Genomic DNA, 24709 nt, shown 5'->3' on the forward strand with positions numbered 1-24709 from the left:
GGTGCCGAGGGCATGGGGGTGCGGCCGCGGGCCGCGGAGGCAGAGGCATGGTGAGATCCGTCGACGAGCCCCTGGCCGACGCCGACTACCGGCGCCTGGAGGCGTTCCTCGCCTCCGACGCCTGCGGCGAGGAGGCCCTGTTCGTGGACGAGGTCCACGGGCTGTTCACCGCCATCGTCTGCGGCCCCGAGCCGGTCGGGCCCAGCGAGTGGCTGCCGGTGATCTGCGACGGCAACCCGGTCTTCGAGGATCTCGCCGAGGCCGAGGAGATCCTCGACCTCCTCATGCGCATGCACAATGAGATCGCCGCCACCCTGGCCCTGCGCGGCGAGCTCGAGCCGCTGTTCGCCGAGCGCGAGGAGGCCGGCGGGGCGCGGGTGCCGAGCGCCGAGGGCTGGTGCCAGGGCTTCATCCGCGGCATGAGCCTGCGCGGCGAGCAGTGGCAGGCGGCCATGGGCGGGGAGCTGGTGGATCTCCTCTACCCCATCGTGGTGCTCGCCCAGATCGACGACGAGGAGGCGCCGGAGGCGGACCTTTCCGATCCCGAGCGCTACCGGGCGCTGTGCGCCATGATCCCGCGCAGCGTCGGCGGCATCTACGCCCACTGGCGCCGGCGCATGGCCGCGGGGGCGGCGCCCGCAGGCCCCGATCCCGGCGCCGGCGAGGCCTGCCCCTGCGGCAGCGGCCTGCCCTTCGACGAGTGCTGCGGAGGGGCGGGCCGCAGCCTGCACTGACCGCGCCGCCGCCCCCGGGAAGCACCATGAGCGAGCAGGAGATCCGCAACGTCGCCCTCGTGGCGCACGTCGATCACGGCAAGACCACCCTCGTGGACGCGATCCTGCGCCACTGCGGCGCGCTCGGGCGCGGCGTCGAGGGCGAGCGGCTGCTCGATCGCGACGCCCAGGAGCGCGAGCGCGGCATCACCATCCTCGCCAAGGCCACCGGCGTGCGCTGGCGCGGCCGGCGCATCCACCTGGTGGACACCCCGGGGCACGCCGACTTCGGCGGCGAGGTGGAGCGCGTCCTCTCCATGGTGGACGCGGTGCTGCTGCTGGTGGACGCGGTGGAGGGGCCGATGCCCCAGACCCGCTTCGTCACCCGCAAGGCCCTGGCCCGGGGCCTCGCCCCCATCGTGGTGGTGAACAAGATGGACCGTGCGGGGGCGCGCCCGGCGGCGGTGGTGGACGCGGTCTTCGACCTGCTCTGCGAGCTGGGCGCCAGCGAGGCGCAGCTGGACTTCCCCGTGGTCTACTGCTCCGGGGTCGAGGGCTGGGCCAGCCTCGACCCCGACCGGCGCGGCGCCGACCTCGAGCCGCTGCTGGAGACGCTGGTGGCGCACACGCCGCCGCCGCGCACCGGCGAGGGGCCCTTCCGCATGCAGGTCAGCCTCCTCGACTACTCCAGCTACGTGGGCGTGATCGGCATCGGGCGCGTCGAGCGCGGCCGCCTCCGCCGCAACCGCCCGGTGGTGGCGGTGGACCGCGAGGGGCGCCGCCGCGAGGCGCGGGTGCTGGAGATCCACGGCTTCGAGGGGCTGGAGCGGGTGCCGCGGGAGGAGGCCGTGGCGGGGGACATCGTCGCCGTGGTGGGGGTCGAGGAGGTGGCGGTCTCGGACACGCTCTGCGACCCCGGCGCCGTCGAGCCGCTGCCGCCGCTGGCGGTGGACGAGCCCACCGTGGCGGTGCACTTCGAGGTCAACACCTCGCCCTTCGCCGGGCGCGACGGGCGCTACCTCACCAGCCGCCAGCTGCGCGAGCGCCTCGAGCGCGAGGCCCTGCACAACGTCGCTCTGCGCGTCGAGCCCACCGCCCACCCCGACCGCTTCCGCGTCGCCGGCCGCGGCGAGCTCCATCTCGCGGTGCTGATCGAGAACATGCGCCGGGAGGGCTACGAGCTCGCCGTCTCCCGCCCCGAGGTGGTGCTGCGCGAGATCGACGGGGTCCTCTGCGAGCCCTGGGAGCGGCTGGTGCTGGACCTGCCGGCGGCGGGCCAGGGCGCGGTCATGGAGGAGCTGGGGCGGCGCCGCGGCGAGCTCGTGGATATGCGCCCCGAGGGGGCGGGGCGGGTGCGGCTGGAGTACCGCATCCCGACGCGGGGGCTGTTCGGCCTGCGCACGGAGCTGCTCACCCTCACCGCGGGCGAGGGGATCCTGCACGCCGTCTTCGACGGCTACGGCCCGCGCCTGCCGGGGGAGGTGGCGCGGCGCCCGCGCGGGGCGATGATCGCCAACGCCACCGGCAAGGCCCTGGCCTACGCCCTGTTCAACCTGCAGGAGCGGGGCCGGCTCTTCATCGGCCCCGGCGAGGCCGTCTACGAGGGCATGGTCATCGGTCTGCACAGCCGCCCCGGCGACCTCGTGGTCAACCCGCTGCGGGCGAAGAAGCTCACCAACATCCGCGCCGCCGCCAACGACGAGAACATCCTCCTCACGCCGCCCCTGCGCCTGACCCTGGAGCGGGCCCTGGAGCTGGTGGGCGACGACGAGCTGGTGGAGGTGACGCCGGCGGCGATCCGCCTGCGCAAGCGCCACCTGGACGAGGCGGAGCGGCGCCGCGCCGGGCGCCGCTCGGCGGCGGGGTAGGCACGGCGCGCCAAAAGGAAGCCCCGGCGGGGGGCCGGGGCAAGGTCGCCGTGCTTCAGTTGACAGGGGATGGTCCTCCGTCCGTGGAGTGGTGTCAGTGAGGGTCAAACCTCGCCGGCCCCTCCATGGGCCGGCTCAGCCTGACGGGACCCATGATCCGCGCCGCGGCGGGGCTGCGGCATCGGCCGCCGGGGGAAAGGCGCGTAAACTGGGGCGGAGGAGGCTGTAAGCCTAGGCCTACAGGAGGGGTCGCGGCGTGATCGGGCTGCTGCAGCGGGTCGCGCGCGCCGAGGTGCGCGTGGGCGCCGAGGTGGTGGGCGCCATCGGGCGGGGGCTGCTGGTGCTGGTGGGGGTGCAGCGCGGCGACGACGAGGCGGCGGCGGCGCGCCTGCTGGAGCGGCTCCTGGGCTACCGCGTCTTTCCCGACGAGGCCGGGCGCATGAACCGCAGCCTGGCGGAGGTGGGCGGGGGCCTGCTGCTGGTGCCGCAGTTCACCCTCGCCGCCGACACCCGCAAGGGCACCCGGGCGAGCTTCACCCCGGCCGCCCCCCCCGAGCAGGGGCGGCGCCTGTTCGAGCACCTCGTCGCCCTCGCCGGCAGCCGCCATGCCCCGGTGGCGAGCGGGCGCTTCGGCGCCGACATGGCGGTGGAGCTGGTCAACGACGGCCCCGTGACCTTCTGGCTCGAGGTCCCGCCGGGCCGGCGCTAGCGTCCGTCCTCCTCCCGTTCGTCCTCGGCTCCGGTGGCGGCGGGCGCTTCCTCGTCGTCCAGCAGGATGCGGTGCGCCGGCCCCTCGAGGTCGTCGAACTGGCCGCTGCGGGCGGCCCAGATCAGGACCCCGGCGAAGGCGAGCCCGATCAGGAGGACGCCGGGGAGCAGGCCGTAGATGACTTCCATGGCTCCTCGCGCAGACGGCGGCCGATGCGGGTCGCGTTGAGGGTGACGGCGATGGAGCTCGCCGGCATCGCCAGCGCCGCAAGGAGCGGCGTCACGTGGCCGCTCATCGCCAGCGGCACCATGACCGCATTGTAGGCGAGGGCGAGCCCGATATTCTGGCGGATCACCCGCAGGGTGTCGCGGGCAAGGGCCACCGCCTCGGCGAGGCGGCCCAGATCGTCGCCGGTGAGCAGCAGCCCCGCGCTCTCGGCGCTGAGGTCGGCGCCGCGGTCAACGGCGATGCCCACGTCGGCGGCGGCGAGGGCGGGGGCGTCGTTGACGCCGTCGCCCACCATGGCGACGCGGCGGCCCTCGCGGCGCAGCGCGGCGACCGCGGCGGCCTTGTCCTCGGGCAGCATCTCGGCCTCGAAGCGGGTGATGCCGAGGGTGTCGGCGACGGCGGCCACCGCGGCGCGGCGGTCGCCCGAGAGGAGCACCGGGTGCAGGCCGCCCGCGGCGAGGGCGCGCACCACCTCCGGTGCCTCCGGGCGCAGCCGGTCCTCGGCCTCGAGCAGGAGCCGGGCGCGGCCGTCCTCGGCGACGAGCAGCGGCGTCCGCCCCGCCTCGGCGGCGCGGGCGGCGGCGGCGGCGAGGTCCAGGGGCACGACGGCCCCGTGCTCGGCGAGCCAGGCGGCGGTGCCGGCGACCAGGGCGTGCCCCTCCACGCGCCCGGCGACGCCGCGTCCGGGCCGGTAGCGGAAGCCCTCCACCGGCGGCAGCGGGCCATCCACGCCGGCCCACGCCCCCACCGCCCGCGCCAGGGGGTGCTCGGCGCGCGCCTCGAGGGCGGCGAGGCGGCGGCGCAGGCCGGGGTCGGCGGGGCCCGCCTCGTGGGCGGCGGCCACCGCGGGTCGGCCCTCGGTGACGGTGCCGGTCTTGTCGAGGACCACGGTGTCGCAGCGGGCGAGCGCCTCGAGGGCGGCGCCGTCGCGCACGAGGATGCCGCGGCGGGCGCCGCGGCCGGCGGCCACCGCCACCGCCATGGGGGTGGCGAGGCCGAAGGCGCAGGGGCAGGTGACGATGAGGACCGCGGTGGCGGTCACCAGGGCGGGCCCTGCGCCGGCGTCGAGCCAGGCGAGGAAGGTCGCGGCGGCGAGGGCGAGGGTGGCGGCCACGAACCAGGGCACGACCCGGTCGGCGAGGCGCTGGATGGGGGCGCGGGAGGCCTGCGCCGCCTCCACCAGGCGCACGATGCGCCCGAGGGCGGTGTCGGCGAGCACGGCCTCGGTGCGCACGGTGAGGGCGGCATCGAGGCTCAGCGTGCCGGCGCGCACCCGCGCCCCGGGCCGCTTGGGCACCGGGCGCGACTCGCCCGTGAGGAGCGACTCCTCGGCGCTGCCCTCGCCCTCCACCACGAGGCCGTCGACGGGGATGCGCTCGCCGGGCCGCACGCGCACCAGGTCCCCGGGGCGCAGGGCCCGCACCGGGGTCATGCGTTCGCTGCCGTCGGCCTCGAGGCGCCGCGCCGCCTGCGGCTGCAGCTCGAGCAGGCGCCGCCCCGCGGCCACCGCGTCGCGTCGGGCCAGCGACTCCAGGAAGCGGCCCACGAGGAGCACGAAGACGAAGCCCACCACGGAGTCGAAGTAGGGCTCGGCGGCGCGGGTGCCGGAGAGGGTGATCGCGGCCGAGTAGCCCCAGGTGGCGAGGGCGCCGAGGGCGATGGGGACGTCCATGGTCGGGCGCCGGCCCCGCAGCGAGGCCCACGCCCCGCGCAGGAACGGCCAGCCGGCGTAGAACACCGTCGGTGTCGCCAGCGCCAGCCCCACCCAGTGGAAGAGGTCGCGGAACTCGCCCTCGGCGGCGCCGGCGTAGAGGGCGATGGCGACCCACATCATGTTCATGGCGGCGAAGCCGGCGAAGCCGACGCGGTAGAGGAGGCGGCGCGCCTCGCGCCGCACCGCCCCCTCGGCGATCTCGGGGTCGTAGGGGACGGCGGCGTAGCCGAGGCCGGCGAGCCGGCCGAGCAGCGCCGAGAGACGGACGCGGCGGTTGTCCCAGGTCAGGTGCAGGCGCTTCTGGGCCAGGTTGACCTCCGCCTCCTCCACCCCGGGAACGGCGGCGAGCGCGTGCTCGATGAGCCACATGCAGGCGCTGCAGTGGATCCCCTCCACGAGCAGGTGGATGCTGCGCCGGGGCTGGCGGATGTCGGTGAAGGCCGCCTGGACCTCGTCGAGGTCGTAGGTCTCCAGATCCGGGCGCCGGGGCGGGGGCGGGGCGCCCGCGGCGGCGGGGCGGCGGCGGTAGTAGCCGTCGAGGCCGGCGGCGTGGATGGCCTGGGCCACGGCGCGGCAGCCGGCGCAGCAGAAGGCGCGGGGCGCGCCGCCGATCTCGGCCCGCCAGTCGGCGCCGGCGGGCACCGGCAGGCCGCAGTGGTAGCAGGCCTGCGCGGGGGCGGAGCGCGCCGCCTCGGCGGCCATCGCCTCAGCCCCCGCCGGCCAGCACCTCGATGCGGCGGGCCACGCGCACGATCCGGCCGCCCTGCTCGAGCTCGCCCACCAGGTCCCAGACCCCGGGCAGCGGGAAGCGCAGCTCCGCCCGATAGCGCCCGGCGGCGGTCTGGGTGAGGGGAAGGTCGAAGTCGGCGCGGGCGTCCGCGGGCCGGTAGGCATAGAGGTGGGCGCGGCTGGCCTGGAGGGGCAGCCCGCTGCCGTCGCGGGCGAGGAGGTGGACCGAGGCCGGCGCCCCCGCCCGCGGCTGCGCCGGCAGCGCGAGATCCAGGGACCAGCCGAGGGCGCGGGCCTCGCGCTCGGCGGCCAGGGTCTCGCCGTAGCGCTGGCCGCTCTCGTAGTAGTCCTTCTTCACCAGCCCCGGGTTGGTGCGCACGGCGAGGGTGATCATGACGCCGTTGGCGACGAGGATGGCGAGCACCACCCCGTACCAGGCGAGCACCCAGGGGTTCTTCCAGGCGGGTCCGCGGTCTCGACGTGTCGTCTCGCCCATGGCGCGTTCCTCAGGGCGCTGCGAAGATGCTCTCGCGCTCGGCGGTGTCGCCGCCGCCGAGGCGCCGGAGCCGGAAGCGGATCGGGCTCAGCCCCGAGGGGGCGGCGTCGCGGGGGGCGCGCACGAGCACCGTGAAGGCGGAGACGCGCCCGGGGGCGGCGGTCACCGGTCCCTCGATGCCTGCAAGCTCCAGGCCCGGGAGGCCCTCGACGGAGACCCCCAGGCGCGCCGGCTCCGGGAACTTGTTGAGGACCTTGAGGGTGTACTTGTTCTGGATCCGCCCGTCGCTCAACAGGACGTAGAGCGGCTGGCGCTCGTGCAGCACCTTGAGGTCGATGCCGCCGAGGCTGCTCAGGCCATAGAGGATCCCGGCGAGGGCGAAGGCGAGGGCGGTGCCGTAGATCCACACCGGCGGGCGGCGCCAGAAGGGCCGGACCGGGCGGCCCTCGATCTCGTCGAGGCAGGCGTAGCGGATCAGGCCCCGCGGGCGGCCCACCTTGTCCATGACCGCGTCGCAGGCGTCGATGCACAGGCCGCAGGTGATGCAGCCCTCCTGCTGCCCCTCGCGGATGTCCACCCCCATGGGGCAGACCGCCACGCACTGCTTGCAGTCGATGCAGTCGCCGCGTGCGCCGCCGTCGAGGGCCTCGCCCTTGCGCAGCCGGCCGCGCGGCTCGCCGCGGCGGAAGTCGTAGGTGGGCAGGATGGTCTGGCGGTCGTACATGATCCCCTGGAAGCGGGCGTAGGGGCAGAGCCAGAAGCAGACCTGCTCGCGCATGCGGCCGGCGAAGAGGTAGGTGAAGAAGGTGAAGACGCCCACCGCGGCCCACGCCACCGGGTGCGCCGACAGCGTCAGGTACTGCCGCCAGAGGGTGGGGGCGTCGCCGAACCAGAGGGTGAAGGTGATGCCGGTGAGGACGCCGATGGCGAGCCAGAGGGTGTGCTTGAGCAGCCGCAGGCCGATCTTGCGCGCGTCCCACGGGGCCTTCTCCAGGCGGCGGCGCGCCTGGGGCGGGCCGTCGATCCGCTCCTCGATCCAGGTGAAGACGTCGGTCCAGACGGTCTGGAAGCAGAAGTAGCCGCACCAGACGCGCCCGGCGACGTTGGTCACCACCGCGAGCAGGGTGGCGAAGAAGAGCAGGGTCAGGGTCAGGAGCCAGAAGTCCTGCGGCAGCACGGTGGCGCCGAAGATGTGGAACTGGCGGCGGGGGATGTCGAACATGACCGCCTGGCGCCCGTCCCAGCGCAGGTAGGGGCCGAGGAAGAAGATCAGCCAGACCGCGCTCGTCAGCCACTTGAGGCGGCGGAAGCGCCCCGGCATGCGCTTGGCGTGGATGACCTCGTCGCCGGTGTTGACGTGCCAGTGGACGGCCTCGGCGTAGAGGTCCGCGACCCCCTCGTGGTCGATCCCGCCCCCGCCCGGGGGCGCGGGGGGGGTGCTGCGTGCCGGCTCGGTCATGGTCCGACCTCTAGAACATTCGCATCTTCGAATGAAGCGTAGCGGAAAAAGGGGGGGCTTACAGCCCCCCGCCGCGGGGCGGTCAGTCGCCCGGCCCCTTGCGCATGAGGCTCGCGATGCGCCAGCCGAGGAAGCCGATGATGCCGATGGTGACGATCACCGCGACCGCCGCCCCGATGACCACGCTGTCCACGTTCATGGCGTCTTCCCTCCGCGGCGGCCCCCGGGCGGGGGCCGCCGGCTTCCGTCACCGGCCGCCGCCCAGCTCGTGCACGTAGACGGCGAGCTTCTTGATCTGGCTCTCCGAGAGCTTGCCCTTCCAGGCCGGCATCTCGGCCCGGCGCGTCTCGGGGTCGGAGGGGTCGTTGACGCCGTGGGCGATGGTGCGGCGGATCTCCTCGTCGGTGCCAGAGAAGCGCCAGATGGCGTCGGTGAGGTTGGCCGCGCCGATGGCCTGATTCCCCTTGCCGTCGCGGCCGTGGCAGGCGAAGCAGGCGGCCTTGCCGGTGAACAGGGCCTTGCCCTCGGGGTCCTCGCCGCCGCGGGAGAGGGCCTTGACGTGGCGCACGAGGGCGTCGATCTCCGCCGCCGAGAGGCGCCCGGCGTGGGCGGGCATCATGCCGCGGCGCCCGTTGGTGATGGTCTCCTGGATCTTCTCCACCGTGCCGCCGTAGAGCCAGTCGTCGTCGGCGAGCACGGGGAAGCCCGGGTTGCCCTGGCCGCCGGCGCCGTGGCAGGCCGCGCACTTGTCGCCGAAGTCCACCCGCGCCGAGGCGATGGCGTACTGCTTGAGCTCGGGATCCTTGAGGATCTCCGCCGCGCTGAGGGCCGCGATGCGCTGCTCGAACGGGGCGCGGATGCGCTCGACCTCCGCGACCTGCGCCTTGTAGCGCTTGATGGAGCTCCAGCCCAGGATCCCGTGGGTGTAGTCGTGGACGAGGGGGATGCCCGGGAACAGGATCAGATAGATCACGACCCCGATCCAGCTCGCGTGGAAGGCGATCTGCCACCAGCGCGGCGGCGGGTTCAGCAGCTCCCGCAGGTTGTCGTCCCAGACGTGGCCGGTGTCCGGCACGCCGAACGGATTGTCCTTGCGCTCGTTCATGGAAACCTCCGCGATCCGGTCATTCGTCGTCGAGCGGGATGTGGCGGTGCCGCTCCAGGCGCTCGCGGTTGCGGGGGCGGAAGACGTAGACGTAGAGCCCCAGCATGAGCAGGAACGTCCCCACGGTCACCGACAGGCCGATCCAGTCGACCCAGGTCATCGCCGCCCAGTCGGTGTGGAAGTACTCGCGCAGGCTACTCACGGTAGTCCTTGCCTTCCTCGAAGCGGATCCAGGTGCCGAGCACCTGCAGGTAGGCGACCAGGGCCTCCATCTCGGTCTTGCCCGCCACCTCCTTGGGCGCCTCGGCGATGTCCTCGTCGGTGTAGGGCACGCCGAGCAGCTTCATCGCCCGCATGCTGCGCTGCACCCGCTCGGGATCGAGGGTGCGCTCCTCGAGCCACGGGTAGCGCGGCATCACCGACTCGGGCACCACCGAGCGCGGGTCGCGCAGGTGCTGGTAGTGCCACTCGTTGGAGTACTTGCCCCCGACGCGGGCGAGATCCGGTCCGGTCCGCTTGGAGCCCCACTGGAAGGGGTGGTCGTACTTGGACTCCACCGCCAGCGAGTAGTGGCCGTAGCGCTCGCGCTCGTCCCGGAAGGGGCGCACCATCTGCGAGTGGCACAGGTAGCAGCCCTCGCGGATGTAGATGTCGCGTCCCGCGAGCTCCAGCGCCGTGTAGGGGCGCAGCCCGTCGCCCGGCTTCCAGTCGCTGAGCTTCTGCCCCGCCTTGCGGTCCCAGATCAGCTCCGGGTACTTGGGGCTTCCGTCGGGGTTCTTGAGCCGGTCCTCGACCGCGTTGTCGAGATAGAACAGCGGCACGATCTCGACGATGCCGCCGATCGCCACGACGATGGCGATGAGCAGGACGAGGACACCGATGTTCTTCTCCGCGAGCGGCTGCAGGCCGCCTGCGTCGACCTTGCGCTGGGCCATGTCGAACCCTCCCTCAGGCGCCCGCGGCCACGGCGGCGGCCGGGCGCCGCTCGCCTGCGGTGCGGATGGTCATCACGACGTTGTAGAGCATGAGCAGGGCGCCGGCGAGATAGAGCATGCCGCCCACGGCGCGCAGGACGTAGTACGGGTGCATCGCCGCCACCGACTCGGCGAAGGTGTAGGCGAGCGTGCCGTACTCGGTGTAGGCGCGCCACATCAGCCCCTGCATGATGCCCGAGACCCACATCGCGGTGATGTAGAAGACCACGCCCACGGTGGCGAGCCAGAAGTGGACGTTGACGAGCCGCGTGGAGTAGAGCTCGGTGTTCCACAGCCGCGCCGTGAGGTGGTAGAGAGCGCCGAAGGAGACCATCGCCACCCAGCCGAGGGCGCCGGAGTGGACGTGGCCGATGGTCCAGTCGGTGTAGTGCGAGAGGCTGTTGACGGTCTTGGTGGACATGACCGGCCCCTCGAAGGTGGACATGGCGTAGAAGGCCAGGGAAGCGATGAGGAAGCGCAGCACGTAGTCGGTGCGCAGCTTGTCCCACGCCCCCGAGAGGGTCATCATGCCGTTGATGGCCCCGCCCCAGGAGGGGATGATCATGGCCATGGAGATGGCCGCCCCCAGCGAGCCCGTCCAGTCCGGCAGCGCCGTGTACTGCAGGTGGTGGGCGCCGAGCCAGACGTAGCCGAAGATGAGCGCCCAGAAGTGCAGCACCGACAGCCGGTAGGAGTAGACCGGCAGGTTGGCCTGCTTGGGCACGAAGTAGTACATGATCCCGAGGAAGCCCGCGGTGAGGAAGAAGCCCACCGCGTTGTGGCCCCACCACCACTGGATCATGGCGTCCTGCACGCCGGAGAAGATGGAGTAGCTCTTGAACAGGCCCACCGGGATGGCGAGGCTGTTCACCACGTGCAGGTAGGTGATCATGATCATCATGGCGAGGAAGAACCAGTTGGCCACGTAGATGTGCTTGGTCTTCCGGTGCACGATGGTCATGATGAAGTTGAAGGTGTAGCTGAGCCAGGAGACCGCGATCAGGATGTCGATGGGCCACTCCAGCTCGGCGTACTCCTTGGCCTGGGTCAGCCCCAGCGGCAGCGTGATCACGGCGAGCACGATGACCGCGTTCCAGGTCCAGAAGGTGAACCAGGCCAGCCGGTTGCTCCACAGCGGCACGCCGCAGGTGCGCTGCACCACGTAGAAGGCGGTGGCCATGAGGGTCGAGCCGCCGAAGGCGAAGATGACGGCGTTGGTGTGCACCGGCCGCAGCCGCCCGAAGGTGATGTAGGGGATGTCCAGGTTGAGGGCCGGCCAGGCCAGCTCCGAGGCGATGTAGACCCCGGCCGCCAGGCCCACCACCAGGTACACCACCGCCATGATGGTGAACCACCTGACCACCTCCAGGTGGTAGTGTGGTCTGCTCTGGGTCGCTTCCACGATGCATCCTCCCTAGTTCACGAGGCAGGAAAGCTTGGGGCCGCCCGCGATGGCGCCGCCCGCCGCGGCCGGGCACGGACAGGGAACGTTGACGCGCCTGCGCGCGGGGCGCATTGACGCACGTCAATTATGGTTGCATAAACGGTGTGGGATTGGCCGGCGCCCCGGGCCCCGGGGCGCGGCGTCGCATACGGCCTGCGCTGGTGCGGCAAGCTCCCCGCCCTTTCCCGGGCCCGCGCCCGGCCCGCCGCCCTAGAACTGCGCCTGCAGGGCGTGCTCGAGCCGCGGGCGTCCGGCCACCTCTCTGAGCGCCTCCAGGTCGTGGATGCGCACGTACTTGCGGCGCACCGTGATCAGCCCCTCCTCGTCGAAGCGGGTGAAGACGCGGCTGACCGTCTCCACCGCCATGCCGAGGAAGTTGCCGATGTCGTTGCGGGACATGCTGAGATAGAACTCGCTCGGCGAGAAGCCGCGGCGGCCGAAGCGCATCGAGAGCGAGAGCAGGAAGGCCGCGAGGCGGGCCTCCGCGGTCTTGCGGCTGACCAGCAGCAGCAGGGTCTGGTAGTGGGCGATCTCCTGGGTGAGGAGCGCGAAGAGCTGCTCGGTCAGGCCCGGGATGCGGCGGGCGAGCGCGTTCAGGCGGTCGAAGGGGATCTCGCAGATGCTGCTGGTCTCGAGTGCGACCGCGGCGGTGGGAAGCCGCTCCATCCCCATGGCGTCGATGGCGATGAGCTCGCCGGGCAGGTGGAAGCCCGTCACCTGCTCCTCGCCGTCGTCGGTGGTGGCGTAGGTCTTGATGCAGCCGGAGCGGACGCAGTAGATGGCGCGGAAGGGCTCGCCGGCGCGGAAGACGTGCTGGCCGCGCGCCAGGGGCTGGCGGCGGCGGACGATGGCGTCGAGCTCGGCCCGCGCGCTGCGCTCGGCGCCGGACGGGTTGCAGACGTCGCGCAGGCTGCAGTGGGTGCAGGCCACCGTCAGGCGGGCCAGCTTGATGACGTTGCTCTCGGCAGGCTGCACCGCGTCGCGCCTCCGCCCAGGCGAAGCCTCGCCCCTATTGCAGCAGAAGGGGCGCCGCGGCGCAACGCGCGCGGTGGTTCCGGCGCCTGCCGGGGGCGGTTATCCTAGGGCGTCTCACGGTGCCGGGGGCGCGGACGGGCATGGGCGAGCAGGCAAGGTGCGGCGAGGTGGAGCGGCGCACGGGCGAGACCGCGGTGGCGGTGCGCCTGGTCCTCGACGGGACGGGGCGGGCCGAGGTGGCCACCGGGGTGCCCTTCCTCGACCACATGCTCGAGCAGGTGGCTCGCCACGGGCTGCTCGATCTCGAGGTGCGCGCCCGGGGCGACGTCCACGTGGACGACCACCACACCGTGGAGGACGTGGGCATCACCCTGGGCCAGGCCCTTGCGCGCGCGCTCGGCGACAAGGCGGGGCTCACCCGCTTCGGCCACGCCTACGTCCCCCTGGACGAGGCCCTCGCGCGCGTGGTGGTGGACCTCTCCGGCCGCCCCGGCCTCTGCTACGAGGTGGACTTCCCCCGCGCCCGCATCGGCACCTTCGACGTGGACCTGGTGCGGGAGTTCTTCCAGGGGCTGGTCAACCACGCCGGGATGACGCTGCACGTCGACCTCCTCCGGGGCCGCAACGCCCACCACATCGCCGAGTGCCTCTTCAAGGCGTTCGGCCGCGCCCTGCGCCAGGCGGTGGCGCCGGATCCGCGCCTCGGCGGTGCGATCCCCTCCACCAAGGGCAGCCTCTGAGGGCAGACCCATGGGGCGGGTGGTGGTCATCGACTACGGCATGGGGAATCTCCACTCCATGGCCAAGGCCCTGGAGCGGGTGGCGCCGCCGCGGGTGCGGGTGCGGGTGAGCGGTGACCCCGCCGCGGTGGCGGCGGCCGACCGCGTGGTCTTTCCCGGCGTCGGCGCCATGCGCGACTGCATGGCGGAGCTCGCGCGGCGCGGCCTCGTCGAGGCGGTGCGCGAGGCCGCCGCCTCGCGGCCCTTCCTCGGCGTCTGCATCGGCATGCAGGCGCTCTACGAGGAGAGCGAGGAGAACGGCGGCACCCGGTGCCTGGGGATCCTCCCCGGGCGGGTGCGCTTCTTCGGCCACGGCATGCGCGAGCCGGACGGGCGCGCCCTCAAGGTCCCGCACATGGGCTGGAACCGCGTCTGGCGCACGCGGCCGCACCCGCTCTGGGACGGCATCGCCGACGGCGCCTGGTTCTACTTCGTCCACGGCTACCACGCGGAGGCCGCGGGGGCGGCGCTCGCCGCCACCTCGGACTACGGCGTGCGCTTCGCCGCCGCGGCGGCGCGCGGCAACCTGTTCGCGACCCAGTTCCACCCCGAGAAGAGCTCGGCCACGGGCCTGCGCCTGCTGGCCAACTTCCTGGCGTGGGACGGTGAGGGCTGAGGGCAACGGAGGAGGCGAGAGGCCATGCTGGTGATCCCGGCCATCGACCTCAAGGGCGGGCGCTGCGTGCGCCTGCGCCAGGGTCGGATGGAGGAGGAGACGGTGTTCTCGGACGACCCGCTCGCGGTGGCCGAGCGGTGGGTGGCGGCGGGTGCGCGCCGCCTCCACATCGTCGATCTCGACGGCGCGGCGAGCGGCCGCCCGGTGCATGCGGACGTGGTGGCGCGGATCTGCGCCGCGTTTCCGGACCTGCCGGTGCAGGTGGGCGGCGGCATCCGCGACGAGGAGACCATCCAGGCCTATCTCGATGCCGGGGTGAGCTACGTCATCCTCGGCACGCGGGCGGTGACGGCGCCCCACTTCGTCTCCGACGCCTGCCTCGAGTTCCCCGGCCACATCCTCGTCGGGCTCGACGTGCGCGACGGCCGCGTCGCCCTCGACGGCTGGTCCAAGCTGGCTCGCCACAGCGTCGTCGAGCTCGCCCAGCGGCTCGAGGCCGAGGGCGCCGAGGGCATCGTCTACACCGACATCACCCGCGACGGGATGCTGAGCGGGATCAACGTCGAGGCCACCGCGGCGCTCGCCCGCGAGCTCGCCATCCCGGTGATCGCCGCGGGCGGCATCCGCGACCTCGACGACATCCGCGCCCTCTGTGCGGTGGCCGACGAGGGCATCCTCGGCGCCATCACCGGCCGCGCCCTCTACGAGGGCACGCTGGATCTCGCCGAGGGGCAGCGCCTCGCCGACGAGCTCACCGGGACGGCGGCCTGAGATGGCGCTCGCCCGCCGCGTCATCCCCTGCCTCGACGTCGACGCCGGCCGCGTCGTCAAGGGCGTGCGCTTCGTCGACATCCGCGACGCCGGGGATCCGGTGGAGATCGCCCGCCGCTACGACGAGCAGGGCGCCGACGAGCTCACCTTCCTCGACATCACGGCCAGCCACGAGGGGCGCGAGACCATGCTCCACGTGGTGGAGCGGGTGGCGGGGCAGGTCTTCATCCCCCTCACGGTGGGCGGCGGGGTGCGAAGCTGCGAGGACGTGCGCCGGCTCCTTTCGGCGGGGGCGGACAAGGTCGCCATCAACACCGCGGCGGTGCAGCGCCCGGAGCTCGTGCGCGAGGCCGCCGAGCGCTTCGGCTCGCAGTGCATCGTGGTCGCCATCGACGCCAAGCAGGTGGCCGAGGCACCGTCGCGCTGGGCGGTCTTCACCCACGGCGGGCGCCGGCCCACGGGGCTCGACGCGGTGGAGTGGGCGGCGCGCATGGCCGCCTACGGCGCGGGCGAGATCCTGCTCACGAGCATGGACCGCGACGGCACCCGCGAGGGCTTCGACCTCGCGCTGACGCGGGCGGTGAGCCGCGCCGTCCCGGTGCCCGTGATCGCCTCCGGCGGTGTGGGCAGCCTCGACCACCTCGCCCAGGGGATCCTCGAGGGCGAGGCCGACGCGGTGCTCGCCGCGAGCATCTTCCACTTCGGCGAGCACACCGTCGAGGAGGCCAAGCGCCACATGGCGGCGCGCGGCATCGAGGTGCGCCTGTGAGCGCGGATCCGGGGCCGGTGCGCTGGAACGCCGACGGGCTGGTGCCCGCCGTGGCCCAGGACGCCGACACCGGTGAGGTGCTGATGCTCGCCTGGATGAACCGCGAGGCCCTGGAGGCGACCTTGCGCGAGGGGCGGGCGGTGTACTGGTCGCGCTCGCGGGGGCGGCTCTGGCGCAAGGGCGAGGCCTCGGGGCACGTGCAGGAGGTGGTGGAGGTGCGGCTCGACTGCGACGGCGACGCGGTCCTGCTGCGGGTGCGCCAGCGCGGCGGCATCGCCTGCCACACCGGGCGGCGCTCCTGCTTCTACCGCGCCTGGGACGGCACCGGCTGGCGCGAGGTCCTGCCGGTGCTGCGCGACCCGGACGAGATCTACGGAGGCGGCGGTGAGTGACATCCTCAGGCGTCTCGACGAGGTGCTGGCGGCGCGCCGCGGCGCCGACCCCGAGCGCTCCTACGTGGCCTCGCTGCACGCCCGCGGCGAGGAGGCGATCCTGCGCAAGGTGGGCGAGGAGGCGGTGGAGGTGCTGCTGGCGGCCCGCGGCGGCGAGGCCGGGCCCCTGGTGCGGGAGGTGGCCGACCTCTGGTTCCACACCTTGGTGCTGCTGTCCCATCGCGGGCTGGGGGCGGGGGCGGTGCTGGCCGAGCTGGAGCGGCGCTTCGGCACCTCGGGTCTCGAGGAGAAGGCCGCGCGGGGACGGTCGTGAGCTGCGTCTTTTGTGATATCGTTGCCGGGCGCGCTCCGGCCCGCTTCGTCCACCAGGACGAGCAGGTGGTGGCCTTCCACGACATCCACCCCAAGGCCCCGGTCCACGTGCTGGTGGTGCCGCGGGTGCACGTGGCGAGCCTCGACCACCTGGGGCCCGAGCACGAGGCGCTGGTCCTGCACATCATCCGGCTCCTGCCGGGGCTGGCGCGCCGGCTGGGGTTGGCCGAGGGGTACCGTACGGTGGTCAACACCGGCCGGGGCGGGGGCCAGATCGTCGATCATCTGCACCTGCACCTGCTCGGGGGATTCCGGCACCCGGGGCGGTGACCACGAAGAGGGGACGAGGAGATGGGCATCAGCGTCTGGCAGCTCCTGATCATCCTGCTGATCGTCCTGCTGCTGTTCGGGACCAAGAAGCTGCGCAACCTGGGCGCGGACCTCGGGGCCTCCATCAAGAGCTTCCGCCAGGCCGTGCGCGAGGGCGAGAGCGAGGCCGAGGCCGAGCCGCCGAAGCAGATCGCCGAGGGCGAGAAGGGCCCCGCCGAGGGCACCGCCGAGGGCGGGGCCGGGCAGGAGGCGGCGAAGGCGGGCGGGACCGCCTCCGGCGACAAGGGCCAGGCCTGAGGCTGGGCGGCGGCGGCTGCCGCCGCGGCGGTCATGTTCGACATCGGTTTCTGGGAGGTCGCCCTCGTCCTGCTGGTGGCGCTGCTGGTCATCGGGCCGGAGCGGCTGCCGCGGGTGGCGCGCACCGCCGGGCTCTGGGTGGCGCGGCTGCGGCAGATGGTGGGCTCGGTCAAGGCCGACATCGAGCGCGAGATCCGCGCCCAGGAGCTCAAGGAGCTGATGGAGCAGCAGAAGGCCGCCCTCGGCGACCTCGAGCCCGTCGAGGACCTCAAGGAGGACCTGAGCCGTCCGATCCCGGTGGATGCGCCGCCGCCGGCGGGCAAGACGGCGCGCTCCGCCGCTGAGGGCGGCGCCGGCGACAAGCCTTCCGCGTCATGAGCACGACCGCGCCAGGGCAGGGGCCGGACCCCGGCGAGCTCGAGCAGCCCTTCATCAGCCACCTCATCGAGCTGCGCGACCGCATCCTGCGGGCGCTGCTCGGGGTGCTGGTGGTCTTCCTCGCCCTCTTCCCCTTCGCCAACCCCCTCTACACCTGGCTGTCGGGGCCGCTGCTGAAGCACCTCCCGCAGGGGGCGACCATGATCGCCATCGAGGTCGCCTCGCCCTTCCTCGCCCCCCTCAAGCTCACCCTGGTGGCGGCGGCGTTCATCGCCATGCCGTGGATCCTCTACCAGGCGTGGGCCTTCGTGGCCCCCGGGCTCTACCAGCACGAGCGGCGCCTGGTGCTGCCGCTGCTGGTGGCGAGCACCATCCTCTTCTACCTCGGCGCCGCCTTCGCCTACTTCGTGGTCTTTCCCCTGGTGTTCGGCTTCCTCACCTCGACCGCGCCCGAGGGCGTGGCGATCATGACCGACATCAACCGCTACCTGAGCTTCGTGCTCACGGTCTTCTTCGCCTTCGGGGTCGCCTTCCAGGTCCCCATCGCCACCATCCTGCTGGTCTGGGGCGAGTTCACCACGCCCGAGGCGCTGGTGGCGAAGCGCCCCTACGTGATCGTCGGCGTCTTCGTGGTGGGCATGATCCTGACGCCGCCCGACGTGATCTCCCAGACCCTGCTCGCGATCCCGATGTGGCTGCTGTTCGAGCTCGGGGTGCTCTTCTCGCGCTTCTACGCGCGCAGGGACGGCGGCGAGACCGGCACCGACGCACCCGAGGGCGGCGGCTAGCGGGGCGGGCCTCAGACGGCCCGCATGGGCTCGCGGGGCGGTGGCGGCAGCGTGGCCGGGGCCCGTGTCGGCTCGTAGAGATAGCGGGCGAAGCGGGCGGTGCTCTCCAGCGCCTTGGTCAGGCGCAGATAGACGATGCGCGATTCCATCTGCACCAGCAGCACGGTGCCGACGTCGTAGATGTAGGCCGGGGTGACGAGGGCCGCGGGGCGCTCCAGGGGATCGGTGTCGGGGACCACGAGGGCGCGCTGGTAGACGCCCCCGCTGCCGGTGCCGGCGACCGCGCGCACGGCCACGGCGCGGGCGCTGCGGTCCAGGCGCTTGATGCCGATGCGCAGGGTGCCGTCGTCCGCCACCTGGCGCATCCAGCGCACCGTCCCCACGTGCCAGCCGTCCCCTTCGGCCCCGCGGTAGGCGAGGAGCTCGCCGACGAGGAGCCGCACCGGCGCCCCCGGGCGGATCTCGGCGGCGAGGCCGCCGGCGCTGACGTCGGCGCTCTCGACGATCGACGGCTCGGACTCGTCCGCAGGCCGGATTTCGGCCGCCGGCTCCTCGGGCGTCTCGTAGACCCGCTGCCAGACGTCGGCGGCGGGATCGATGGCGCGGAAGGTGCGCCGCTCGGGCGGCGGCGTGTGCGGCTCGGCCTCGTCCAGCACCCGCAGCAGGTGCAGGTCGCGGGTGGCGCGGGCGATGCGGGCCTCCTGCTCCGCGGGGGCGAAGGGCGCGCCCCCCGTGAGTACGGCATGGACGTTGGACAGCCCGGCGACGATGGCGAGCCGGCCGGGCACCGCTGCCCGCTGCTGATGCCGGCGCGGGCGTCTGCCCCAGGCCTCCAGCAGCCGCAGCAGCAGGTCGCGCTCGCGGCGCACCGGCAGGGGCATGGCCCGGCCCGCGGCAGGCGGGTGCTCGCGCAGGATCTCCCCGAGGCGATCGCGCAGCGCCGCCGCCACCGGTTCGGGGTCGATGCGCAGGGTGCCTGCGCTGCCGGCGAGGAGCTCCACCGGCACCGGGCCGGCCTCGCCCGTGAGGTCCACCGCCGCCCAGCCGTCCTCGCCGCCGAGGGTGAGCCGGCCGGCCAAGGGGGCGGCCCAGGCGTAGACGGTGTCCGCCTCCCCCAGCATCAGGTGATACGGGTTGGCGAGGGCGAGGAGGAGGGCGCGGGCATAGGCCGCTCGGGGTGTCAGCGTGACACCCTCGAGGTCGTGGGCGGCGCGGGCGGCGGCCTCGGCGTCGCCGTGCAGCCGCGCGAAGCTTCGATGCAGCAGCCGCCAGGCGGCGGGATCCGGCGGCTGGTAGTGGGCGTAGCGGGCGAGGAGCCAGCGCGCGGCGTGGTCCAGCACGCGCACCGCTGCGGTCGCCCGCGTGCGCGCCGCGCCCTTGTCCTCCAGCGCCTCGAGGAGGCGCGCCCAGGCCGCGGCGGCGCAGGCGTGGAGGGCCTCTCGCGCCACCAGGCCGGTGCGCGCCGTCGGCCCCACGGGGAAGCCGGGGATGCGCCGCAGCTCCTCGCGCAGCGCGCCCTCGAGCTCGCCGACGGCCGGCGTGAGCGTCTCGAGGGCGGCGATGGCATCCTGCGGGCGCAGGGCGAGCGCCCCCAGCTCGTCGAGCCGCTCCGCGAGCAGGGTCGCCGCGCGGCGCGGCTGCGCCAGCGGCAGCCCCCGCAGCCACTCGCGCAGCCGCTCGGGACGCGCCTCCGCCGCCGTGAGTCCTCCGCCTCTTCCTCCGTCCGTCCCGTTCACCATCCCTCCTTTCGGGGACACGAACGCTTTGTTTCCCCTTATCGGTGTCCCCAGTCTTCCTGTCTATCGGCAGGCGACAGCGGCTAGGCTAGCACCGCCCCTGCACCCCGTCCACGACGCCGCCCCGTCAGGGCAGGAGGCCCAGCTGCGCCAGCGAGCAGGGCTCGCCGTCGCCGACCACGAAGTGATCGAGGAGGCGCACCTCGAGCAGGGCCAGGGCCTCGGCCAGGCGGCGGGTCAGGGCGCGGTCGGCGGCGCTGGGCTCGGCCACCCCCGAGGGGTGGTTGTGGGCGGCGATGACGGCGGCGGCGTTGTGGGCGAGGGCCCGCCGCGCCACCTCGCGGGGATGGACCTGGGCGCCGTCGATGGTGCCGGTGAAGAGCTCCTCGTAGGCGATGAGACGGTGGCGCGCATCGAGGAAGAGGCAGGCGAAGACCTCTCGCGGACGGTGGCGGAGCCGGGCCGCGAGGTAGCGCGCGGCGGCGGCGGGGTCGGTGACGGCCTCGCCGCGGCGCAGCCGCTCCTGCAGATGCCGGCGGGCGAGCTCGAGGGCGGCGGCGAGCTGGGCGTACTTGGCCGGGCCGAGCCCGGGCAGGGCGCAGACGGCGGCCGGCGGGGCGTCGAGGAGGGGGCGCAGGCCGCCGAAGCGGGCGAGGAGCTCGCGGGCGAGATCGAGGGCGCTGCGCCCGCGCACCCCGGTGCGCAGGAAGATGGCCAAGAGCTCCGCGTCCGAGAGGGCCTCCGGACCTTGGGCGAGGAGCTTCTCCCGCGGCCGCTCGGCGGCCGGCCAGTGGCGGATCGCCATGGGCACCTCCCTGCGCCGGGGCGGCGTCCGTTGCCGCGTCCGCATCGCCGGATGGTATCTTAACGGCCCATCGGGCACCACGGGATGCGGAGGAGGCGGGTGCGAGGCTGGCGCGTGGGCGGGCGCGGAGGGAGCGGGTGAGCGCGCTCGCCGGGCGGCGCATCGTCCTCGGCGTGAGCGGCGGCGTCGCCGCCTACAAGGCCGCCGAGCTCGCCCGCGAGCTGGTGCGCGCGGGGGCCGAGGTGGATGCCGTGCTCACGCGCGGGGCGACCGCCTTCGTGACCCCGCTCCTCTTCCAGGCGGTGACGGGCCGCCCGGCCCGGGAGGCCCTGCTCGATCCCCAGGCCGAGGCCGGCATGGGCCACATCGAGCTCGCCCGCAGGGCCGACCTGGTGCTGGTGGCCCCCGCCACCGCGCACCTGCTGGCGCGCCTCGCCCACGGGCTCGCCGACGACCTCCTCACCACCCTCTGCCTGGCGACGCGGGCGCCGCTGGCGCTGGCCCCGGCGATGAACGCGGCCATGTGGGCGCATCCGGCGACCCAGGACAACGTCGCCCGGCTGCGCGCGCGCGGGGCCCACGTCCTCGGCCCCGCCGAGGGGGCCCTCGCCTGCGGCGAGGAGGGGCCGGGGCGGATGCTCGAGCCGGCCGAGATCGCGGCCGCGGTGCAGGGGCTGCTGGAGCGGGGCCCGCTCGCCGGGCTGCGGGTGCTGGTCACCGCCGGCCCGACCCGCGAGGCCATCGATCCCGTGCGCTACATCAGCAACCGCAGCTCCGGGCGCATGGGCTACGCGGTGGCCCAGGCCTGCCGCGAGGCCGGCGCCGAGGTGGTGCTGGTGAGCGGGCCGACGGCGCTGGCGCCGCCGCCCGGGGTGCGCCTGGTGCGGGTGGAGAGCGCGGCCGAGATGCTGGCGGCGGTGGAGGCGGAGGTGGACGCCTGCGCCATCTTCATCGCCGCCGCGGCGGTGGCGGACTACCGGCCGGCCGAGACCGCCCCCGCCAAGATCAAGAAGCGGGCGCAGCGGTTGGGCCTCGAGCTGGTGCGCAACCCGGACATCCTCGCCACCGTGGCCCGGCGCCGGCCGCGGCCGTTCGTGGTCGGGTTCGCGGCCGAGACCGAGGCGGTGGAGGCGAACGCGCGCGCCAAGCTCGCCGCCAAGGGCCTCGACCTCGTCGCCGCCAACCGGGTCGGTCCCGGGATCGGCTTCGATCGCGAAGACAACGAGCTGACGCTCATCTGGGAGGACGGCGCCGAGCCGCTGGGGCGGGCGTCGAAGCTGGAGCTTGCGCGGCGGCTCGTCGCGCGCATCGCGGAGCGCCATGGAGCGAGAGATCCCGCTGCGGATCCTGGATCCGCGCCTCGGCCGTGACTGGCCGCTGCCCGACTACGCCACCGCCGAGGCGGCGGGGATGGACCTGCGCGCCTGCCTGCAGGCGCCGCTGGAGCTCGCCCCGGGGGCGTGCGAGCTGGTGCCCACCGGGATCGCGGTGCACATGGGCGACCCGGAGATGGCGGCGGTGGTGCTGCCGCGCTCCGGCCTCGGGCACCGCCACGGCCTCGTGCTCGGCAACCTCGTGGGCCTCATCGACGCCGACTACCAGGGCGAGATCCTCATCTCCTGCTGGAACCGCGGGGTGCGCCCGTTTACGATCGAGCCGGGGGAGCGCATCGCGCAGCTGGTCTTCGTGCCCGTGATCCGGGCCCGCTTCTGCCTCGTCGAGGCCTTCGAGCCGAGCGCGCGGGGCGCCGGCGGGTTCGGCCACTCGGGGCGGCGCTGAGGGGGGAGTCATGGCGCTGTTCGGTGCTCGGAGCAAGGCCCCGGCGGCGGGGCGCCCGGCGGGGGGGCGGCTGGGACTGCCGCTTCTCGGGGCCGCCCTCTGGGCGGGGGCGGGGGCCGCCGCCGCGGCCGCGGTGCTGCTCGCCGCCGCGCTGGTGGAGGCGCAGGAGCGGGGGGCGCAGGCGGTGCTCGGCGAGGCCGCGGCGCGCGCCCATGCGGGCGCCGTGGCCGCCTTCCTCGACGGGCCGCGGCGCACCCTGGAGGCGGTGGCGGCCCGCGCCGAGGTGGCGGCGGCCCTCGCCGGCGATGCCGCCGCGCGCGAGGCCATGGCGCGCCGGCTCGCCGCGGCCTTCCCGGGGGCACGGGTGCGGCTCCTGCCGGCGGGATGGGACCGCCTCGAGGAGGAGGCGAGCCCGCCCTTCGGCTTCGCCGACCTCGAACTCGTGCGCAGCCTCGAGCGCGGCGGTCCGCTGCCGCCGGTGGAGGTCTACCTCCCGGGCAGGCCGGGGGCGCACTTCGACCTCGCCCGCGCGGTGCCGGCCCCCGGCGGCGGGGTGGCGGGGGTGGTGCTCGCGGCCTACCCGCAGGAGGCGCTCGCGGCCTTCCTCGGGCGGCTGGAGACGCCGGGCGGGCGGCTCGAGCTGCACCAGCGCGGCGTCGGCGCGCTCGCCGCGCGCGGCCAGGCCGCAGGCGGCGCGGTCTTCCGCGCCCCCGTCGCGGGGACCGGCTGGGAGGTGGTGCTGCAGACCCCGGCGGTGGCCTCGGCGGGCCCGGTGCGGCCGCTGGTGCTCGGCGTCGCCGGCGGGGCGGTGGCGGTGATCGCCCTGGTGGTCTTTGCGCTCCTGCGCGTCCTCGCCGGGGCCATGCGCCGCGACCAGGTGACGATCCTCAACCTCGTGCGCGACCTCCTGGCCCGCCGCCTCGGCACCGACTACCCGGTGCGGCTCGCCTCCTCGGCGGTGACCGTGAGCCTGCTCATCGACATGGGCCGCGAGATGGCGGCGCGGACCCCCGCCCCGGCGGCGCGGCCGGTGCCCGAGCCGAAGCCTGCGGCACCCGCGGTGGAGGAGGTGGCCCCGGCGGCGGTGGCGGTGGAGGAGGAGGTCGCGCCGGTCTTCGGGGAGGCCTCGGAGGCGGAGGGCGGGAGCCTCGAGCGGGTGCCGGCGAGCATCTTCCGCGCCTACGACATCCGCGGCGTGGTGGGCGAGACCCTGACCCCGGAGATCGTCGAGGCCATCGGCCGGGCCCTGGGCACGGAGGCCTACGAGCGCGGCCAGCAGTCCCTGGTGGTGGGCCGCGACGGCCGGCTGTCGGGGCCGGAGCTCGCCGAGGCGCTCATGCGCGGCATCCAGGCCTCGGGCCGCGACGTGGTCGACATCGGCATGGTGCCGACCCCGGTGCTCTACTTCGCCACCCACTACCTCGGCACCGGCTCGGGGGTGGCGGTGACGGGCAGCCACAACCCGCCGAACTACAACGGCCTCAAGATCATGCTCGCCGAGGAGACCCTGTCGGGGGAGGCGATCCAGGCCCTGCGCGCCCGCATCGAGTCCGGGGACCTCCTCGCCGGCAGCGGCGCGCGCGAGCGCCGCGAGGTGATCGACGACTACATCGACCGCATCGTCGGCGACGTGCGTCCGGCGCGGCCGCTGCGGGTGGTGGTGGACTGCGGCAACGGGGTCGCCGGTGCGGTGGCGCCGCGGCTGCTGCGGGAGCTGGGCTGCGAGGTCACCGAGCTCTACTGCGAGGTGGACGGGCGCTTCCCCAACCATCACCCGGACCCGAGCCAGCCGGAGAACCTGCGCGACCTGATCATGGCCGTGCGCCGGCAGGGCGCGGACCTCGGTCTCGCCTTCGACGGCGACGGCGACCGCCTCGGCGTGGTCGACGGAGGCGGCCGCGTGGTCTGGCCGGACCGGCTGCTGATGCTCTTCGCCGTGGATCTGCTGCGCCGCCAGCCCGGCGCGGCCGTGATCTACGACGTCAAGTGCAGCCGCCACCTGCGCCGGGTCATCGCCGAGCACGGCGGCCAGCCGATGATGTGGAAGACCGGGCACTCCCTGATCAAGGCCGCGATGCGCAAGACCGGGGCGCTGCTGGCCGGCGAGATGAGCGGCCACTTCTTCTTCAAGGAGCGCTGGTTCGGCTTCGACGACGGGCTCTACGCCGCGGCGCGGCTGCTGGAGGTGCTGGCCGCCGATGCGCGCAGCCCCGAGGAGGTCTTCGCCGCGCTGCCCGACAGCGTGACGACGCCGGAGCTGCGGGTGGACCTGGCGGAGGGGGAGCAGTACGCCTTCATCGATCGGCTCCTCGCCGAGGCGAGCTTCCCCGAGGCGGAGGTCTCCACCATCGACGGCCTGCGCGCCGACTTCCCGGACGGCTTCGGCCTCGTGCGCGCCTCCAACACCACGCCCTGCCTGGTCCTGCGCTTCGAGGGCGACAGCCCGCAGGCGCTGCGGCGCATCCAGGAGACCTTCCGCAAGGCGATCCTCGCCGTGCGGCCCGACCTCGAGCTGCCGTTCTGAGGGCGGGCCCGCGGCGGGG

26 protein-coding genes and 1 pseudogene are annotated in these 24709 nt (G+C 74.3%); 16 read left to right on the plus strand and 11 right to left on the minus strand.

What is annotated here, in order from left to right; all coding sequences use genetic code 11:
- Positions 1 to 47: 47 nt before the first annotated feature.
- The 3 genes from EDC57_RS01740 (at position 48) to dtd (ending at position 3290) form a co-directional block, all read left to right on the plus strand.
- Positions 48 to 734: a YecA/YgfB family protein gene (locus EDC57_RS01740; protein WP_123399636.1), complete on the plus strand. Its 687-nt coding sequence runs from the start codon at positions 48 to 50 to the stop codon at positions 732 to 734.
- Positions 735 to 760: 26 nt separating this feature from the next.
- Positions 761 to 2581, plus strand: a complete 1821-nt coding sequence (gene typA / locus EDC57_RS01745; RefSeq protein ID WP_123399638.1) for a translational GTPase TypA — start codon at positions 761 to 763, stop codon at positions 2579 to 2581.
- Positions 2582 to 2837: 256 nt separating this feature from the next.
- Complete coding sequence (gene dtd / locus EDC57_RS01750) at positions 2838 to 3290, plus strand: D-aminoacyl-tRNA deacylase (RefSeq protein WP_123399640.1); 453 nt, start codon at positions 2838 to 2840, stop codon at positions 3288 to 3290.
- Here the strand turns inward: dtd and ccoS are convergent.
- The 9 genes from ccoS to fnr form a co-directional block, all read right to left on the minus strand.
- On the minus strand, positions 3287 to 3478 hold the full coding sequence (gene ccoS, locus EDC57_RS01755) for a cbb3-type cytochrome oxidase assembly protein CcoS (RefSeq protein WP_123399642.1): 192 nt from the start codon (positions 3476 to 3478) through the stop codon (positions 3287 to 3289). The two genes, dtd and ccoS, sit on opposite strands and share 4 nt — an antisense overlap.
- Positions 3439 to 5934 (minus strand): heavy metal translocating P-type ATPase, encoded by a 2496-nt coding sequence (locus EDC57_RS01760; RefSeq protein ID WP_123399644.1) that lies wholly within the window; start codon positions 5932 to 5934, stop codon positions 3439 to 3441. The genes ccoS and EDC57_RS01760 overlap by 40 nt, the downstream gene beginning before the upstream one ends.
- A 4-nt stretch (positions 5935 to 5938) precedes the next feature.
- On the minus strand, positions 5939 to 6457 hold the full coding sequence (locus EDC57_RS01765; protein WP_123399646.1) for a FixH family protein: 519 nt from the start codon (positions 6455 to 6457) through the stop codon (positions 5939 to 5941).
- Between the two features lie 10 nt (positions 6458 to 6467).
- Positions 6468 to 7916: a cytochrome c oxidase accessory protein CcoG gene (gene ccoG, locus EDC57_RS01770; protein ID WP_123399648.1), complete on the minus strand. Its 1449-nt coding sequence runs from the start codon at positions 7914 to 7916 to the stop codon at positions 6468 to 6470.
- Between the two features lie 247 nt (positions 7917 to 8163).
- Positions 8164 to 9021, minus strand: coding sequence for a cytochrome-c oxidase, cbb3-type subunit III (gene ccoP, locus EDC57_RS01775; protein ID WP_123399650.1), 858 nt, complete (start codon positions 9019 to 9021; stop codon positions 8164 to 8166).
- A 19-nt stretch (positions 9022 to 9040) separates the two neighbouring features.
- The gene (locus EDC57_RS01780; RefSeq protein ID WP_123399652.1) at positions 9041 to 9223 is read right to left on the minus strand and encodes a cbb3-type cytochrome c oxidase subunit 3; all 183 of its coding nucleotides are present in this window, start codon (positions 9221 to 9223) and stop codon (positions 9041 to 9043) included.
- Positions 9216 to 9956 (minus strand): cytochrome-c oxidase, cbb3-type subunit II, encoded by a 741-nt coding sequence (gene ccoO / locus EDC57_RS01785; protein ID WP_123399654.1) that lies wholly within the window; start codon positions 9954 to 9956, stop codon positions 9216 to 9218. Before ccoO ends, EDC57_RS01780 begins: the two co-directional genes overlap by 8 nt.
- A gap of 13 nt (positions 9957 to 9969) precedes the next feature.
- Complete coding sequence (ccoN, locus tag EDC57_RS01790) at positions 9970 to 11397, minus strand: cytochrome-c oxidase, cbb3-type subunit I (RefSeq protein WP_123399656.1); 1428 nt, start codon at positions 11395 to 11397, stop codon at positions 9970 to 9972.
- A gap of 252 nt (positions 11398 to 11649) precedes the next feature.
- Positions 11650 to 12414 carry a fumarate/nitrate reduction transcriptional regulator Fnr gene (gene fnr / locus EDC57_RS01795; protein WP_123399658.1) on the minus strand — a complete coding sequence of 255 codons (765 nt, stop codon included), beginning with the start codon at positions 12412 to 12414 and terminating at the stop codon, positions 11650 to 11652.
- 140 nt (positions 12415 to 12554) lie between these two features.
- On the opposite strand from fnr, the gene hisB reads away from it, so the two are divergent.
- The 10 genes and pseudogenes from hisB to tatC form a co-directional block, all read left to right on the plus strand.
- Positions 12555 to 13154, plus strand: a complete 600-nt coding sequence (hisB, locus tag EDC57_RS01800) for an imidazoleglycerol-phosphate dehydratase HisB (protein WP_123399660.1) — start codon at positions 12555 to 12557, stop codon at positions 13152 to 13154.
- A gap of 10 nt (positions 13155 to 13164) precedes the next feature.
- Positions 13165 to 13809: an imidazole glycerol phosphate synthase subunit HisH gene (gene hisH, locus EDC57_RS01805; RefSeq protein ID WP_123399662.1), complete on the plus strand. Its 645-nt coding sequence runs from the start codon at positions 13165 to 13167 to the stop codon at positions 13807 to 13809.
- 24 nt (positions 13810 to 13833) lie between these two features.
- The gene (gene hisA, locus EDC57_RS01810; RefSeq protein WP_123399665.1) at positions 13834 to 14580 is read left to right on the plus strand and encodes a 1-(5-phosphoribosyl)-5-[(5-phosphoribosylamino)methylideneamino]imidazole-4-carboxamide isomerase; all 747 of its coding nucleotides are present in this window, start codon (positions 13834 to 13836) and stop codon (positions 14578 to 14580) included.
- Position 14581: 1 nt separating this feature from the next.
- On the plus strand, positions 14582 to 15349 hold the full coding sequence (hisF, locus tag EDC57_RS01815; RefSeq protein ID WP_123399667.1) for an imidazole glycerol phosphate synthase subunit HisF: 768 nt from the start codon (positions 14582 to 14584) through the stop codon (positions 15347 to 15349).
- Entirely contained in the window at positions 15346 to 15741 is a 396-nt protein-coding gene (gene hisI / locus EDC57_RS01820; protein ID WP_123399669.1) for a phosphoribosyl-AMP cyclohydrolase, read from the plus strand. Before hisF ends, hisI begins: the two co-directional genes overlap by 4 nt.
- The gene (locus EDC57_RS01825) at positions 15734 to 16054 is read left to right on the plus strand and encodes a phosphoribosyl-ATP diphosphatase (protein WP_123399671.1); all 321 of its coding nucleotides are present in this window, start codon (positions 15734 to 15736) and stop codon (positions 16052 to 16054) included. The genes hisI and EDC57_RS01825 overlap by 8 nt, the downstream gene beginning before the upstream one ends.
- Positions 16051 to 16383: a histidine triad nucleotide-binding protein gene (locus EDC57_RS01830; protein ID WP_123399673.1), complete on the plus strand. Its 333-nt coding sequence runs from the start codon at positions 16051 to 16053 to the stop codon at positions 16381 to 16383. Before EDC57_RS01825 ends, EDC57_RS01830 begins: the two co-directional genes overlap by 4 nt.
- A 21-nt stretch (positions 16384 to 16404) precedes the next feature.
- Complete coding sequence (tatA, locus tag EDC57_RS01835; RefSeq protein ID WP_123399675.1) at positions 16405 to 16680, plus strand: twin-arginine translocase TatA/TatE family subunit; 276 nt, start codon at positions 16405 to 16407, stop codon at positions 16678 to 16680.
- 33 nt (positions 16681 to 16713) lie between these two features.
- Positions 16714 to 17058, plus strand: a complete 345-nt coding sequence (tatB, locus tag EDC57_RS01840) for a Sec-independent protein translocase protein TatB (protein WP_123399677.1) — start codon at positions 16714 to 16716, stop codon at positions 17056 to 17058.
- Positions 17055 to 17906: pseudogene (gene tatC, locus EDC57_RS01845) on the plus strand (twin-arginine translocase subunit TatC); the annotation flags it as partial. The gene tatB and the pseudogene tatC, both read left to right, overlap by 4 nt.
- Here tatC and EDC57_RS01850 read toward each other — a convergent pair.
- Both EDC57_RS01850 and radC read right to left on the minus strand, forming a co-directional pair.
- Positions 17858 to 19582 carry a hypothetical protein gene (locus EDC57_RS01850; protein WP_148051416.1) on the minus strand — a complete coding sequence of 575 codons (1725 nt, stop codon included), beginning with the start codon at positions 19580 to 19582 and terminating at the stop codon, positions 17858 to 17860. The pseudogene tatC and the gene EDC57_RS01850 sit on opposite strands and share 49 nt — an antisense overlap.
- A 127-nt stretch (positions 19583 to 19709) precedes the next feature.
- The gene (gene radC / locus EDC57_RS01855; RefSeq protein ID WP_123399683.1) at positions 19710 to 20387 is read right to left on the minus strand and encodes a RadC family protein; all 678 of its coding nucleotides are present in this window, start codon (positions 20385 to 20387) and stop codon (positions 19710 to 19712) included.
- A gap of 137 nt (positions 20388 to 20524) precedes the next feature.
- Here radC and coaBC point away from each other — a divergent pair, with 137 nt between their 5' ends.
- From coaBC to EDC57_RS13255, 3 genes are read left to right on the plus strand one after another with little or no spacing between them, the layout of a single operon-like run.
- The gene (coaBC, locus tag EDC57_RS01860) at positions 20525 to 21757 is read left to right on the plus strand and encodes a bifunctional phosphopantothenoylcysteine decarboxylase/phosphopantothenate--cysteine ligase CoaBC (RefSeq protein ID WP_123399685.1); all 1233 of its coding nucleotides are present in this window, start codon (positions 20525 to 20527) and stop codon (positions 21755 to 21757) included.
- Positions 21708 to 22166, plus strand: coding sequence for a dUTP diphosphatase (gene dut / locus EDC57_RS01865; RefSeq protein ID WP_123399687.1), 459 nt, complete (start codon positions 21708 to 21710; stop codon positions 22164 to 22166). The genes coaBC and dut overlap by 50 nt, the downstream gene beginning before the upstream one ends.
- A gap of 10 nt (positions 22167 to 22176) precedes the next feature.
- Complete coding sequence (locus EDC57_RS13255) at positions 22177 to 24690, plus strand: phosphomannomutase/phosphoglucomutase (RefSeq protein ID WP_123399689.1); 2514 nt, start codon at positions 22177 to 22179, stop codon at positions 24688 to 24690.
- Positions 24691 to 24709: the final 19 nt, after the last annotated feature.

It is taken from the genome of Inmirania thermothiophila (assembly GCF_003751635.1).
Lineage (GTDB): Bacteria > Pseudomonadota > Gammaproteobacteria > DSM-100275 > DSM-100275 > Inmirania > Inmirania thermothiophila.